The organism is Paenibacillus sp. NN59 (assembly GCF_057597225.1).
Genome location: NZ_CP199678.1, coordinates 3,793,538 through 3,808,096, shown reverse-complemented (window position 1 = coordinate 3,808,096; position 14,559 = coordinate 3,793,538). Strand labels below are relative to the sequence as shown.

The 14,559-nt window shown below is 42.1% G+C and carries 13 protein-coding genes; 10 read left to right on the top strand and 3 right to left on the bottom strand.

All coding sequences use genetic code 11. The features are described from left to right. Positions 1 to 36: 36 nt before the first annotated feature. Positions 37 to 336 carry a hypothetical protein gene (locus tag ACT89M_RS16745; RefSeq protein ID WP_154890473.1) on the bottom strand — a complete coding sequence of 100 codons (300 nt, stop codon included), beginning with the start codon at positions 334 to 336 and terminating at the stop codon, positions 37 to 39. 506 nt (positions 337 to 842) lie between these two features. Between ACT89M_RS16745 and ACT89M_RS16740 the strand changes: the two genes are divergently transcribed. After that, complete coding sequence (locus tag ACT89M_RS16740; protein WP_261769339.1) at positions 843 to 2,147, top strand: aldehyde dehydrogenase; 1,305 nt, start codon at positions 843 to 845, stop codon at positions 2,145 to 2,147. Positions 2,148 to 2,304: 157 nt separating this feature from the next. On the opposite strand, the gene lexA is transcribed toward ACT89M_RS16740, so the two are convergent. Next, complete coding sequence (gene lexA / locus ACT89M_RS16735; RefSeq protein ID WP_090916776.1) at positions 2,305 to 2,931, bottom strand: transcriptional repressor LexA; 627 nt, start codon at positions 2,929 to 2,931, stop codon at positions 2,305 to 2,307. Between the two features lie 293 nt (positions 2,932 to 3,224). Here lexA and ACT89M_RS16730 point away from each other — a divergent pair, with 293 nt between their 5' ends. The 8 genes from ACT89M_RS16730 (at position 3,225) to ACT89M_RS16695 (ending at position 10,263) form a co-directional block, all read left to right on the top strand. Beyond that, positions 3,225 to 3,602: a LysM peptidoglycan-binding domain-containing protein gene (locus ACT89M_RS16730; protein WP_154890471.1), complete on the top strand. Its 378-nt coding sequence runs from the start codon at positions 3,225 to 3,227 to the stop codon at positions 3,600 to 3,602. Between the two features lie 95 nt (positions 3,603 to 3,697). Further along, positions 3,698 to 3,907 (top strand): DUF896 domain-containing protein, encoded by a 210-nt coding sequence (locus ACT89M_RS16725; RefSeq protein ID WP_123065749.1) that lies wholly within the window; start codon positions 3,698 to 3,700, stop codon positions 3,905 to 3,907. A 132-nt stretch (positions 3,908 to 4,039) separates the two neighbouring features. Further along, a complete protein-coding gene (locus ACT89M_RS16720) occupies positions 4,040 to 4,552 on the top strand; it encodes a hypothetical protein (RefSeq protein WP_090916770.1) in 513 nt (170 codons plus the stop codon). A gap of 28 nt (positions 4,553 to 4,580) precedes the next feature. Next, positions 4,581 to 5,372, top strand: coding sequence for an HAD family hydrolase (locus ACT89M_RS16715; protein WP_308721659.1), 792 nt, complete (start codon positions 4,581 to 4,583; stop codon positions 5,370 to 5,372). A 613-nt stretch (positions 5,373 to 5,985) separates the two neighbouring features. Further along, a complete protein-coding gene (locus ACT89M_RS16710) occupies positions 5,986 to 6,915 on the top strand; it encodes an ABC transporter permease (RefSeq protein WP_253500072.1) in 930 nt (309 codons plus the stop codon). A gap of 12 nt (positions 6,916 to 6,927) precedes the next feature. Further along, the gene (locus ACT89M_RS16705) at positions 6,928 to 7,800 is read left to right on the top strand and encodes a carbohydrate ABC transporter permease (RefSeq protein WP_154890468.1); all 873 of its coding nucleotides are present in this window, start codon (positions 6,928 to 6,930) and stop codon (positions 7,798 to 7,800) included. Between the two features lie 47 nt (positions 7,801 to 7,847). Continuing rightward, entirely contained in the window at positions 7,848 to 9,482 is a 1,635-nt protein-coding gene (locus ACT89M_RS16700) for an ABC transporter substrate-binding protein (RefSeq protein ID WP_261769338.1), read from the top strand. A gap of 106 nt (positions 9,483 to 9,588) precedes the next feature. Then, entirely contained in the window at positions 9,589 to 10,263 is a 675-nt protein-coding gene (locus ACT89M_RS16695; protein ID WP_154890467.1) for a GntR family transcriptional regulator, read from the top strand. Between the two features lie 68 nt (positions 10,264 to 10,331). Here ACT89M_RS16695 and ACT89M_RS16690 read toward each other — a convergent pair whose 3' ends face one another. After that, a complete protein-coding gene (locus ACT89M_RS16690; RefSeq protein WP_090916759.1) occupies positions 10,332 to 10,877 on the bottom strand; it encodes a cupin domain-containing protein in 546 nt (181 codons plus the stop codon). Between the two features lie 238 nt (positions 10,878 to 11,115). Between ACT89M_RS16690 and metH the strand changes: the two genes are divergently transcribed. Continuing rightward, positions 11,116 to 14,496, top strand: coding sequence for a methionine synthase (gene metH / locus ACT89M_RS16685; protein ID WP_373323173.1), 3,381 nt, complete (start codon positions 11,116 to 11,118; stop codon positions 14,494 to 14,496). The last annotated feature ends 63 nt before the right edge of the window (positions 14,497 to 14,559 follow it).

Here is a 14,559-nt window from a genome sequence, read left to right as displayed (position 1 = left end):
TTTATTATGCTCATGAATTCATTCTAAAAGAATAAATTATTCCATCTTAGTTACGTAACCCTCATAGTTTCCATAATATAATCCGTTTGAATAGGTAGTAGATGTTAATGTTAATCTTCCATACCAAACGCCATCAGCATAAGTGTAGGTCTGTGGAACATAACTTGCATTTCCATATTTATTGTTAACGTCTGAGTATCTTACATATTTCTGGGTTGCCTGAATCGTAATACTTTGTGAAGTTAATGAATCTTGAGAAGAGGGTGAAGCGGCAGCAAATGATGTTGGAACAGCGACGATTGCCGCAATAACAGTTAAAGCTCCAAGTGAATACATTTTTTTTTTTTATACAAATACCTCCTAAGATTTGTAATGAATTAATAAAACTTTACTCTTTAAAACTACCATATTATTCAATGTAAAATAATAACATTTGTCACATGGTTTACTATATTTATCCTCAGATCACAATTAAACATATATGAAGATAAAATAAGAAAGTCAAAAATCAATATGTCAAGCCTCTGCATTAAATAAGTTAGAAGGTATGATTTATATTTGTGCAAAGTAAAAGTAAATAGTTATATTATTGTGAAATCTCTAAATGAAAACTAAACTCAAATAAGAACATGAAGAGTTAGAAATATAATAAATTCAATATCTGAAAAATTCATAAAAGAGTTAGCGGAAAAAATAAAGAAGTATGCGTCATACTTTCCACTTATTTTGTCTTTTGACATCTGTCCTGTTTCAAAACTATGTTGATAGTTTCATATATAAAAGATATAATTAATTTGATTTTGAACAATATAATTTTTATAAATTAATTGGAGATGATATTTTTGGAACAACAAGCGAAGCAACTTGTGACTACACAACGTACGTTTTTTAATACAGGACAGACTAAACAAGTGGAGTATCGGATTCAGGCTTTGCAAAACTTGAGAGAAGGGATCGAGAAGTACCAGCAACGTATTCTGGATGCGCTTCGTGCTGATCTCAATAAATCAGAGGCTGAAGGATATGGCTCGGAGATTCGCATTGTATTGGGTGAATTGGATTACACGCTGGAACATCTGCGTGAGTGGGCTACACCACGTAACGTTCCAACGAGCCCTGCAATGCCAGACGCGGCTAGTACGATTTACCCTGAGCCTTATGGAGTTGCTCTGATTATCGCGCCTTGGAATTATCCGTTCCAACTGGCGTTTGGGCCGCTAATCGGTGCAATTGCTGCAGGGAACTGTGCTGTGATCAAACCTTCTGAGCTTACACCAGCGACGTCTCGTTTAATTAACGATCTGATCCAGGACATATACCCTGAGGAGTACATTGCTGTTATGGAAGGAGAGGTTGAAACGAGTACAGCACTGCTTAATGAGAAATTCGATTATATTTTCTTTACAGGCAGTACGGGGGTCGGTCGTATTGTCATGAAAGCTGCAGCAGAGCACTTAACTCCAGTGACGTTAGAGTTAGGCGGTAAAAGTCCAGCCATTGTGCATCGGGATGCTGATCTGAAACTGGCAGCACAACGTCTTGTGCGCGGTAAATTTCTGAATGCAGGTCAAACCTGTGTTGCACCGGACTATTTAGTAGTAGATGAACAGGTACATGATCAATTCATCGAGGAAATCAGAGCCGAGGTTCGCGATAAATTTGGGGATGATGTGATGCAAAATAAGGATTTTCCTCATATCGTTAACACACGTAACTTTGATCGTTTGACCGCTTTCCTTACGAATGGCAAAACTTTAATGGGAGGGCGTTCGAATCGGGATCAGCTTATGATTGAACCGACTATTCTTGGCGATATCGATTGGGATTCACCAGTAATGAAGGAAGAGATCTTTGGACCTATTCTGCCCATATTTACGTATCGTGATTTGAATCCAATGCTCGATGAAATCGCTCGGCGGCCTAAACCACTCGCTTTGTATTTATTTACTGAAAATGAAGCTTTACAGGAGCAGGTATTGAATAAGGTTTCTTTTGGTGGAGGCTGTATTAATGAGACTCTATCTCACATGACCTCGCATTATTTGCCATTTGGCGGTGTGGGAGAGAGTGGCATGGGTTCTTACCATGGACAACAAAGCTTTGAAGTATTCTCACATCACAAAAGCATTCTTAAACGCACTAAATAATCTCTTGTTCAGCGCATGCACTTATTAGAGTAGATGGTTAGTAAACGATATGCCCCAACTATTAGAGTAAAAGAAAGAGGTTGTCCTGTTGATCAGGGCAACCTCTTTCGTATTCTATCGGGTAGAACGTATTAGCAATTTAATAAACCAATATGCATTAATGAATATCGCGGAAAAGACCAATGACCTTGCCTAGAATACTAACGTGTTTCAACCGCAACGGTTCTAATGTAGCATTTTCCGGTTGAAGGCGAATGTGATCCTTTTCCTTATAAAAAGTCTTCACTGTTGCTTCATCGTCCTCAGTCATGGCAACGACAATGTCACCATTATCAGCGGTTTGTTGCTGACGAACGATTACATAGTCTCCATTAACAATACCGGCTTCAATCATACTGTCCCCAACAACGGAAAGCATAAATACTTTCTGTTCTCCTACATAATGTGTAGGAAGTGGGAAGTAGTCTTCAATATTTTCTGTTGCCGTAATCGGCACACCAGCTGTTACTTTACCCACGACCGGAATTCGTGCAACGCTGTGGGCGAACTGATGAGAATGCTCAGACTCTTCCTGGCTTAACAATTCAATCGCTCTTGGTTTGGTTGGGTCACGTCTGATTAACCCTTTCTTCTCCAAACGATCCAAATGTCCATGCACTGTGGAACTGGAAGCCAGTCCAACGGCTTCGCCAATTTCTCTTACGGAAGGAGGATACCCCTTCAAACGGACTTCATTTCGTATAAACTCCAGGATAGCCTGTTGCCTGCTGGATATCTTCGACATACCGTATCAACCCCATTTTAGTAACGTTTGGGAAAATTATAACATAGAACCTCCGTTCGTACAAACATAAGTTCTAAAGAAATCATATTATTTCTACTTTTTTCGATTCAGACTCATTAGTTTTTTTGGAAAAGAGAGTTTAATTGTTCATTACGCGAGAATTTTAATATGAAAAAAGATGTTTTAATGTCGAAAAAAGAGCGAACAATTGTTCTAAAAAAGTCTTGAACAAAACAAATGTTCGTGTTATATTGATTTCAAGAGATAGGAACAAACGTTTGGAGGCGGGGCAAATGAGATATTCTACGTATCAGAGCATTTATAAACCAGTAAATTCAGAAGCTGTAAAGTCTAATATAGGGCAATTCAGAACGTTCGTGACACGACTTAAGTTTTCTAAGGGTTTGATTAAACTGGCAATTGCTTTATTAATTATATTTATTGGATGTAGTACAGTGCTAACTGTTTTTGCTGGTAATGAGAATGATCTACTACCTGGCGGTAAGATTGCTGTATCACAGGGAGAAACATTGTGGAGTATTTCTTTGGAACATAAACCAACGTCGATGGATACACGTGTATATATAGAAGCAATCAAAAAAGTGAATCAACTTGAATCAGCAACAATCCAGACAGGACAAGTACTAATATTACCTCAGTTTGTTAAATAGAGTGCGCATCTGCATAGGTTGGCGCGTGCTAACTTGACAAGCCGCCTTTCTCATGTCAAAGTTAATATGACTTTGTATTTTTGGAGGGGACAAGCTTGGATATAGATAGTCTGGTAGCACGTATTAACGAATTGGCTCGCAAGCAGAAATCCACTGGACTATCAGAGGAAGAACTTGCTGAACGTGCCAAATTGAGAGAAATTTACCTAGGTAACATTCGTAGCAACTTCAGACAGCAACTCGATTCAATTGAGATTGTTGACGACGACAAGGGCCAAGGCCACCAAGGCAAACTCAAACATTAATTTACGAAACCTAAACATATCGTTATGATATTTAGGTTTCTTCATGTTAGCTGGGGATGCTTACTATAAGGGGGAACATCGGTTTGCAGTATAATTATGTAAGCCGATACAAGACACATAAGGGGGATTCACATGTCACGGCGTTCGTTCGAGAGAACGGTTCGGAAAAATTCGAAGCAATTGAATCAGCAACGTAAAAAAAGCGGTCAACCAATCACAGGTAATCCAGGTGAGGATATTTACAAAGGCAGAAGCCTTTTGTTCCCTATCTTTTTAATTGGTTTGGCGTTTTTGTATCTGTTCATGAGTACTTTTTTAGTGAAAGCACCGATGACAACCTGGGATTGGGTCACAATGCTGCTCTATGTATTTTTGGCTGTCATTTTTATGTTGCGCCGTCCTTACGTTAAAATTAGCAGTAATCGGATCATTACAACGAAGGGGAATCGTGAACGATCGATCGGGGTTGACGATATTATCAAATTCCGTTTTGAGCCAGGCACTGTTGTTATTGAACACAACAGTCGTGGAAAAAGATGGGTTTTCACCAAGTTGTTAAATCGTTACGATACAGAAGCGATTACCGAGCGGTTGCTGAAATTTGCAAAAGCACACCAGATTACCGTAGAAACGATTGATAAGTAATTAATGTGTAAAGGGGCAGTTGATCGGAATGGCGTTAAAAGCGATTATGTTTGACCTGGATGATACTTTATTATGGGACGAACGGAGTGTACGAGAAGCCTTTCATGAAACTTGTCTAATTGCTGCAGCAGAAACAGGTGTTAATGCTGAGGCACTCGAAGAGGCTGTTCGTAATGAAGCACGTGAACTATATGAATCCTATGAAACGTTCCCTTTTACCAAAATGATTGGAATTAACCCTTTTGAAGGACTTTGGGCGAACTTTACGGGAGGAGAACAACCGGAATTTCGTCAGCTTGAACAATTGGCTCCAATTTATCGCAAGGAGTCTTGGCGCCGTGGTTTACTAAAGCTGGGTGTCGATCATGATGAGCTTGCAGAGCGCCTGGCCTCTAAGTTTGGTGCAGAACGTAGATCGAGACCTCATGTATATGAAGAAACGATGGAAACGTTGCGCCATTTGCAAGGTAAGTACAGATTGTTGCTTTTGACTAATGGATGTCCTGCTTTACAGCAAGAGAAACTTGATGGTGTTCCAGAGTTATCTCCCTTCTTTGATGAGATTATTATCTCAGGTAGCTTTGGTAAAGGTAAGCCAGATCCATCCATTTTTGAGCATGCGCTAAGTAGACTGGGTGTTCAACCAGAAGAAAGTATGATGGTAGGCGATAAGTTAACAACAGATATTCGTGGTGCGTTGTCTTCAGGTATTCGTGCAGTATGGATTAACCGCGAAAACAAAACAAATAATGAAAGTTATTCACCGAACCACGAGATTAAACATTTGTCTGAATTAGAGGGGCTTATCGCAAATTTTTAAAATCATAGATGACATAAAATCTTCGCCCAAATAGCTATTCATTTAACATTGGTTATGACATGAATGATCGTTTGTTCATGTATCGTAACCAATGTTTTTTTGTTTTAATACATTCCATATAAGAGTGTTTTTAATGCATTGTTAGGGGCGATTATTTAAATTTTTAATGAAAAGTTATTGAAATTAAAAAAAAGCTGCTTTAGAATACAACTAACATACTAGTATGACTAGTTTTTATTTATACAATATTCGAGACCATTCACTGATCAAACTACAAGTACATTTTCAGATGCATGAAAGAAGAAAAAGGCGAATGATTTAACAACCGTTTTGTAAGCGCTTTATAGAATGACTGATTCAATTCAACGACATTCAAGCAATGCATGCTCAGTCAGGTTTCACACGATTGCATATTCTTGGGTGTACATATATTCCGAATTGATACCGTTTACATTTTTGATTTTGTAGTGGAGGTGAATCGAATAGACAGGTATCCTCTGCAACACGAGGAGAGAGAAAGACTTGTCAAACAACGATTATAGCTTTTTTTTAATCAAGCATGGATCGGAGTGAATGGCACATGAAGTCAGAAACATCTAAGGCAACGATACCGATGATATCTTCACGTAAAGAAAGCAAGTTGCGAACAGCTACCATATTGATTCGTAAAGATTGGCAGTTGTACTCGCTACTAGTTCTTCCCATCATTTATCTGATTATTTTCAAATATGGCCCGATGTTAGGCAACATAATCGCCTTTAGGCGATTTGTACCGGGTGGCAGTATTTTTGGAGAAACCTGGGTTGGATTACGATACTTCAAAATGTTCATTGAGGACCCAACGTTCTGGCGGGTTTTCAGTAACACACTTATGCTCGGCGGGCTTGCGTTGTTATTTACGTTTCCCGTGCCGATTATTTTCGCACTGATGCTTAACGAGGTGAAGAGCAAACGATTTAAAAAATTTGTTCAAACAGCGTCGTATCTGCCTCACTTTCTATCGATTGTTATCGTAGCCGGCATGATTCTGCAATTAACGGCAGTGAATGGTTCGATCAACGGTCTGGTTGCATTTTTTACTGGCGATAACATTCCATTCATGCAACGTGCAGAGTGGTTCAGAACCATCTATATCTCTTCTGAAATCTGGCAGGGTATGGGTTGGGGAGCTATTTTATATCTGGCAGCACTAACTACGATTGATGAATCTTTGTATGAAGCAGCACGAATCGATGGAGCGAATCGCTGGAAGCAAACGATACATGTAACCATTCCAGGCATTTTGCCAACGATTGTTACGTTACTGATTCTAAACATGGGGAACTTCCTGGCTGTAGGCTTTGAAAAAATCTTGCTTTTGTATAATCCGCTTATTTATGAGACTTCCGATGTAATTTCGACTTATTTGTATCGTGTGGGTCTTGAATCGAGCAACTTCAGTTATGCAACGGCCATTGGGTTGTTCGAATCGGTCATTGGACTAACTCTGGTATTCACTGTAAACGCTATCTCACGCAAACTGACACAACGAAGTTTATGGTAAAGGAGGAACACCATGCAGGAATCACGATCATACAAGGTGTTTAAGGTATTTAATGTAACATTCTTGCTATTTATTGTTTTTATTACACTATATCCATTCCTGAATGTTGTTGCACAATCCTTCAGTAGTGAAGCGTACATTAACTCAGGTAAGGTAAGCTTGTTCCCGAGAGGGTTCAATGTGGATACGTATAAAACCATTTCAAAGGATAACATGTTCTGGTTGAACTATAAAAATACGATCCTTTACACAGTGGTGGGGACTTTAATCTCAATGTTTATGACGACGATTTTTGCTTATGCATTGTCTAAAAAAAGATTGATGGGACGTAAATTTCTGACCATGTTTGCCGTGTTTACGATGTTTTTCAGCGGGGGTCTGATTCCTAACTACGTTCTGATCAATTCCCTTGGTTTTAATAACACCATGTGGGCACTGGTTGTCCCAGGTGCAATCAGCATATATAACATGCTCATCATGAAATCCTTTTTTGAGAACATGCCAGAAGAGTTAGAGGAAGCAGCCGCCATTGACGGGTTAAACACATACGGTATTTTGCTTCGTATCATTTTGCCTCTCAGTAAAGCGGTCATGGCCACGATGGTGCTGTTCTACGCTGTTGGACATTGGAACTCCTGGTTCCCTGCCTTCTTGTATTTGGACAAAAAAGAGCTGTTTCCGGTCACGATCTATTTGCGTAATATGATTGCCGGGGCAACGAGTGGTGCCACTGCGGGAGCAACCTCTGCGGACAATCTGACTCAGATTGCTGCCAACATCAAATCGGTAACGATGGTGTTAACGATCCTGCCTATATTAACAATCTATCCATTTGTACAGCGATACTTTGTAACCGGTATCATGTTGGGTTCTGTTAAGCAGTAACCTTTTCACACATAGGTTTGGAAACTAAACAAAAGGGGATGAATGGATTGAAAAGAAAGCCTCGTAAACGGATTGGTAAGATGATTCTGGCAATGACAATGTCCGCTGTACTTGCTGCTTGTAGCAGTGGTGCCGGGACTGGCCCAGATGTTACCGAAGTGGGCACGAAATCAGCCATGGAGAGTTATAAAGTGGGCGAAACCTTCAAAGCGACGGAACCATTTAATCTTTCTATTTTGTATAGTGATCATCCGACGTATCCTTATAAAAAAGACTGGCTGTTATTCAAAAAAATATCGGAGATGACGGGAGTTACGTTGGAGCCAACCATCGTGCCGATGAGTGACTATCCACAGAAGCGATCGCTGTTAATCAGTTCTGGCGATGCTCCGCTCGTTATTCCAAAGACTTATCCGGGTGAAGAATCTGCTTTTGTATCTTCTGGAGCGATTCTGCCGATCAGTGATTACATTGATTTGATGCCAAACTTCAAGGACAAAATTGAAAAGTGGAAACTCGAACCTGAACTTGAAGGACTGCGTCAGGAGGACGGGAAGTATTATGTTTTACCGGGATTACATGAGGAAGTATGGCCTGATTATACACTGATCATAAGAACAGACATTTTTAAAGAAAATAATATTGCCATTCCTACAACTTGGGATGAACTCTATACCGCAGCCAAAAAATTAAAAGAAATCTATCCGGACTCCATTCCATTTTCAGACCGTTTCAAATTCAACAGTACACTTGGCATTGCAGCTACGGGTTTTGGGACTAAGGCTGGATGGGGATATGGAAATGGCTTGATCTACAAAGCCGACCAGGATGAATTTGTTGCCACGGCAACGACGCCAGAGTACAAGGAATTGCTGACGTTTTTTAACAAAATGGTTGCAGAAGGACTCCTTGATAAGGAAAGCTTCACGCAAGACGATGATCAAGCTACTCAAAAGTTCGTTTCGGGTAAATCATTTATTATTAACGGTAACTCGCAGACACTTGTACTGCATCGAAATGATATGAATAAAACGTTGGGTGAAGGGAAATTCTCGATTGCTAAGATCACAGTTCCGGGAGGGCCGAAAGGGCAGCTGATGTCGGGTTCTAGACTCGAAAACGGTGTGATGATTTCCGGGAAGATTAAAGATAGTGACAATTTCAAAGCGATTTTACAATTTATCGACTGGTTGTATTACAGTGATGAAGGACAGGAATTTGCGAAGTGGGGTGTAGAGAACGAGACATACACTAAAAAAGGTGGCAAACGCAAGTTAGTAGATGATATTAATTACAATGGTTTGAACCCTAAGGGTACGAAAGACCTTCGCGTTGACTTCGGATTCTCTGGTGGTGTATTTGCTTACGGTGGAACAACAGACCTGCTTCAATCCATGTTTAGCGAAGAAGAACTTGAGTTCCAGAAAAATATGAAAGAGACAAAGGAAGTGATTCCGGCTGAACCACCTATCCCTTATTCTTCCGAAGATCGTGAACGTGTAACACTGATGAGCACGCCGCTCAAAGACTATACAGACCAGAATACGTTGAAGTTTATTATAGGTGAACGGAAGTTATCCGAGTATGATACATTCCTAAAAGAGCTGGAGAGTCAGGGTTTGTCCAATTATGTGAAGATGGCGAACGACACTTATAAGACGTATAAGGAAAACAAAAAGTAATTTGTAAGATTTGAAGCCGAGCTACCGTTTCGCTAAAGTTATTTAAAGTGGAGCGGTAGTTTGTGCTAATATGAAAGGAATATGGCTGAGAGAAAGAGGTCAAGGCATGGCATTTAATCAGAAAACAAGAGGCTCTACCAGGACGTATTCTTATAATTTGCTCAAAGAACGAATTCTTCATCTGGAGCTTGAACCAGGTACCAAAATTTCCGAAAAAGAGATCGCAGATGAATTACAGGTGAGCCGCACACCGGTGCGAGAAGCTTTTATGAAGCTTGCCGAAGAAGAACTACTGGATATCATTCCACAGAGTGGCACTATTGTTTCGCATATTAACCTGGAGCATGTGGAAGAAGGCAGGTTTATGCGCGAGAAGATGGAGAAGGAAATTGTCATGTTAGCCTGTACTTCGTTTCCTGAAGAGTACATGTTCAAATTAGAAACCAACATTGCCATGCAGGAAGTGTGTATTGGAAAAAAGAACTTCTATCGACTGTTCGAATTGGATGAGGAATTCCACCAGATTTTGTTTCAGGGCACTGGAAAGCTACGGACGTGGAAAATGTTGCAACAATTGAACATGCCATTTAATCGATTACGATTACTCCGTTTAGCAGAAGACTCGAATCTAGAAGTGATTATCTCTCAACATAAAGAGATTTTGAGGCTGGTTACAGAGCGTCAGACGGAGGAAGCGGCACAGGTCATGGAAGCACATCTTAGGCTTGTAGTATACGAGCAGGAGATTTTAAAGGACAAGTATCCTCACTATTTCATCTAGGTTATCACACTAACCCCCGACTCTTATGAGCAGGGGGTTAGTTAAGCACGTTAACTTTTTAATCAAAGTTAGGCGTTTTTGATAAACGTTGGATCAGGATACGGATCGGCGATCCAGCCATCTTTTTCGATGAACAGGCGCACCGCAATAATTTGTTTGTTCTCCATTAAAGTGAAGAAGTGCGGTGTGTTTTCAGGAACGGAAATGACGTCGCCCGGAGACAGTTCTACATTAAAGTAACCTGTATCATCAGTTGCTTTAATGACAAAGATACCTTTACCCGCAACAATTGCACGGATTTCATCTTCCGCATGCGTATGGATTTCTTCGAACTTGGCCAGTTTCTCTTCGATGTCAGGTGTTTGCTCGGAAAGGGTAATGACATCCCAGATTTGATACCCGCGGCGTGCCGCCAAGTCTTTGATCTCATAATCGAAGGTTTCTAATACTTCTTGCTTCTGATCATCCGTTAAGCCGAAGTTGTTTTGCAGTTCCGTGTTTAATTTGGAAGCGTCCCACTTCTCGTATAATACGTCATATTTGTTCAAGAAATTTCGAACGTTCTCGTCTCCAGTGATTCGTTCGTTCGTATTTCGGATAACAATTTCAGCCATGCGCTTTCCCTCTTTTCCACTTGGATTAATTGATATTATATCGGATTGCTCAAAATTTGTCGATTCACAATTCTGCTTCATTCCTGCAAATCCGCGACCTTTCGGGAGCAAAACCGATCTTTCACATTAAGTAAGTTTCTGTTAAACTAAGATTTAACGTTTTGCGGGGGTGAAGATATTGGATAAGCTTAGTCTACACGATGCAATAAAACAACGAATATTAATCCTCGACGGCGCAATGGGGACAATGATTCAACAAGTGGATCTGACCAGCGAAGATTTCGGCGGTGAAGATCTGGATGGATGTAATGAAATGTTGGTGCTAACCCGTCCAGACTTGATCCAACGTATACATGAGGATTATCTGGAAGCCGGTGCCGATTTAATCGAGACCAATACATTTGGTGCAACTTCAGTGGTTCTCGCTGAATACGATATTCAAGATCGTGCACGTGAAATAAATCTCGAAGCGGCCAGAATTGCAAAAGCAGCTGTTGACCGCTTCTCCACACCGGAGTCGCCACGATATGTGGTCGGAGCGATGGGACCAACAACCAAAACGCTGTCTGTGACTGGCGGGGTGACATTCCAAGAGCTGGTGGACAGTTATTTCGAGCAGGCCCTCGCTTTAATAGAGGGAGGCGTTGATGCGCTACTGCTTGAAACTTCACAGGATACTCTTAATGTCAAAGCAGGTAGTATCGGTATTCAGCAAGCATTTGATCAAAGCGGTATCAAGCTGCCTCTCATGATCTCAGGAACCATAGAACCGATGGGTACGACCTTGGCCGGTCAGAACATCGAATCTTTTTATATATCCTTAGAACACCTTAACCCAATCTCGGTAGGACTAAACTGTGCGACGGGTCCGGAGTTCATGCGTGACCATATTCGATCTCTGTCTGGCATGGCATCTGTAGCTGTGAGCTGTTATCCCAATGCAGGTTTGCCTGACGAGAATGGTAACTATCACGAATCACCGGATTCACTTGCGCAGAAGATCGGTGCTTTTGCAGAACAGGGTTGGTTGAACATTGCAGGAGGATGTTGCGGAACAACGCCAGCACATATCCGGGCCATGCGTGATACACTCGCCAAATACCCCCCAAGAGAATTGAACGGAACACACCCGCCTGCATTGTCGGGAATTGAACCGGTATATGTCGAACAGGACAATCGTCCATATATGGTTGGTGAGCGCACCAACGTGCTTGGTTCACGGAAATTCAAACGACTAATTGTCGAGGGCAAGTACGAAGAAGCTTCCGAAATTGCCCGGGCTCAAGTGAAAAACGGTGCACACATCGTTGACGTCTGCGTACAGGACCCTGACCGTGAGGAAACGGAAGATATGATCAAGTTCCTTGAACTTGTGGTCAAAAAAGTAAAGGTTCCGCTGATGATCGACACAACAGATGCCTCAGTTATTGATACAGCGCTTCAATATTCTCAAGGGAAGGCGATTATTAACTCCATTAATCTTGAGGATGGCGAAGAGAAATTTGAGTTGGTAACACCTTTGTTGCATAAATATGGCGGAGCGGTAGTTGTCGGAACGATTGACGAGCGTGGTCAGGCGATCAGCCGCGAGGACAAGCTTGAAGTAGCCAAACGTTCGTATGATTTGCTGGTGAACAAATACGGGTTGAAGCCAGAAGACCTGATTTTTGATACACTGGTCTTTCCGGTAGGAACGGGTGATGAGCAGTACATCGGATCTGCAAAAGAAACGATTGAAGGTATCCGTATCATTAAAGAAGCGTTACCAGAGTGTCATACGATTCTGGGTATTAGTAACATCTCCTTTGGTTTGCCTGAGGCTGGTCGTGAGGTGCTAAACTCCGTGTTCCTGTACGAATGTACTAAAGCAGGGCTGGATTATGCCATCGTGAATACCGAGAAGCTGGAGCGCTACGCGTCCATACCGGAAGAAGAACGCAGACTCTCGGAAGAGCTTTTATATAATACAAACGATGATACTCTGGCTGCCTTCGTAGCGGCATTCCGTAACAAAAAGGTAGAGAAGAAAGAAAAAATCTCGAACCTTTCATTAGAAGAACGTCTCGCATCTTATGTGGTTGAAGGAAGCAAAGAGGGTTTGTTGCCCGATCTGGAGCAAGCTCTAGCCAAATATACAGCGCTTGAAGTCATCAACGGTCCTTTGATGCGCGGCATGGAAGAAGTCGGGCGTCTCTTTAACAACAATGAGTTAATTGTAGCGGAGGTTCTTCAGAGTGCAGAAGTGATGAAGGCTTCCGTCGCATATTTGGAGCAGTTCATGGAGAAGAACGAAACTTCTGTCAAAGGAAAGATCATTCTTGCCACCGTTAAAGGGGATGTACATGATATCGGTAAGAACTTGGTGGAGATCATCTTGTCCAACAACGGTTACCGGATCATTAATTTGGGTATAAAAGTACCACCAGAGCGTATTATTGAGGCGTATAGGGAAGAAAAAGTGGACGCTATTGGCCTCTCGGGTTTGCTCGTTAAGTCTGCTCAGCAGATGATTCTTACCGCTCAGGATCTGCGCACGGCTGGTATTGATGTGCCAATCATGGTAGGTGGAGCGGCATTGACTCGTAAGTTTACCAAAAACCGGATTCGCCCTGAATATAACGGCATGGTAGTCTATGCGAAGGATGCAATGGATGGTCTGGATCTGGCCAATAAGCTGATGAATCCTGTGACACGGGAAGCCATGCAAGCAGAGATGGATGCGGAAAAAGAAGCCGATGCTTCAAATGTAGGAGAGGTTCAAGCACTACCTGAGTTAACCCGGGTAGAACGCTCGGCCATTTCAGCTGATCATCCTGTGCTTGTACCCCCTGATTTAGATCGTCATACATTGCGGAATTACCCGTTATCACATATCCTGCCTTACGTGAACATGCAGATGTTACTTGGGCATCATTTGGGACTTCGTGGTTCAGTAGAGCAATTGCTCGCTGCGGGTGATCCTAAGGCTACGGATTTGAAAGCGGTCGTTGATGGCATTATGCAGGAAGCGGTTCGTGACGGAATCATTCAGGCTCATGCGATGTATCGTTTCTTCCCGGCGCAGTCGAGCGGCAATAGCGTCATCATTTATGATCCGCAAGATACGAGCAACATCCTGCATACCTTTACGTTCCCACGCCAGAAGGTGGAGCCGTTCCTGTGTCTGTCCGACTTCCTGAAGCCAGTTGAATCCGGTGAAATGGATTATGTGGGCTTCCTCGTTGTCACTGCGGGACATGGTGTGCGCGAGCTTTCGACGGCATGGAAGGATCAAGGGGATTATCTACGTTCGCATGCGTTGCAGTCTGTAGCACTGGAAGTGGCGGAAGGACTGGCAGAACGTGTGCATCACATGATGAGGGATATCTGGGGCTTCCCAGACCCGGCTGATATGACGATGAAACAACGTCATGGCGCACGTTATCAGGGGATTCGAGTATCTTTTGGATATCCGGCTTGTCCGGATCTGGAGGATCAGGGTCCGTTATTCAAGCTGATGCAGCCTGAAGATATCGGAGTAGAGTTGACTGAAGGTTTCATGATGGAACCTGAAGCATCGGTGTCCGCGATGGTATTTAGCCATCCGCAGGCCAAATATTTTAACGTCGAAAAAGCATAAATTGATAAGTTGTTCAGGCAAGCCCTCCGCATGGTCGGAGGTTTTTTGCTGGCAACAGAAAGA

Excerpts from the sequence above, each read along its gene's own strand:
- ACT89M_RS16745 (WP_154890473.1), bottom strand. The coding sequence starts at position 336 with ATGTATTCACTTGGAGCTTTAACTGTTATTGCGGCAATCGTCGCTGTT.
- lexA (WP_090916776.1), bottom strand. The coding sequence starts at position 2,931 with ATGTCGAAGATATCCAGCAGGCAACAGGCTATCCTGGAGTTTATACGA.
- ACT89M_RS16730 (WP_154890471.1), top strand. The coding sequence starts at position 3,225 with ATGAGATATTCTACGTATCAGAGCATTTATAAACCAGTAAATTCAGAA.
- ACT89M_RS16720 (WP_090916770.1), top strand. The coding sequence starts at position 4,040 with ATGTCACGGCGTTCGTTCGAGAGAACGGTTCGGAAAAATTCGAAGCAA.
- ACT89M_RS16715 (WP_308721659.1), top strand. The coding sequence starts at position 4,581 with ATGGCGTTAAAAGCGATTATGTTTGACCTGGATGATACTTTATTATGG.
- ACT89M_RS16710 (WP_253500072.1), top strand. The coding sequence starts at position 5,986 with ATGATATCTTCACGTAAAGAAAGCAAGTTGCGAACAGCTACCATATTG.
- ACT89M_RS16705 (WP_154890468.1), top strand. The coding sequence starts at position 6,928 with ATGCAGGAATCACGATCATACAAGGTGTTTAAGGTATTTAATGTAACA.
- ACT89M_RS16695 (WP_154890467.1), top strand. The coding sequence starts at position 9,589 with ATGGCATTTAATCAGAAAACAAGAGGCTCTACCAGGACGTATTCTTAT.
- ACT89M_RS16690 (WP_090916759.1), bottom strand. The coding sequence starts at position 10,877 with ATGGCTGAAATTGTTATCCGAAATACGAACGAACGAATCACTGGAGAC.
- metH (WP_373323173.1), top strand. The coding sequence starts at position 11,116 with ATGGGGACAATGATTCAACAAGTGGATCTGACCAGCGAAGATTTCGGC.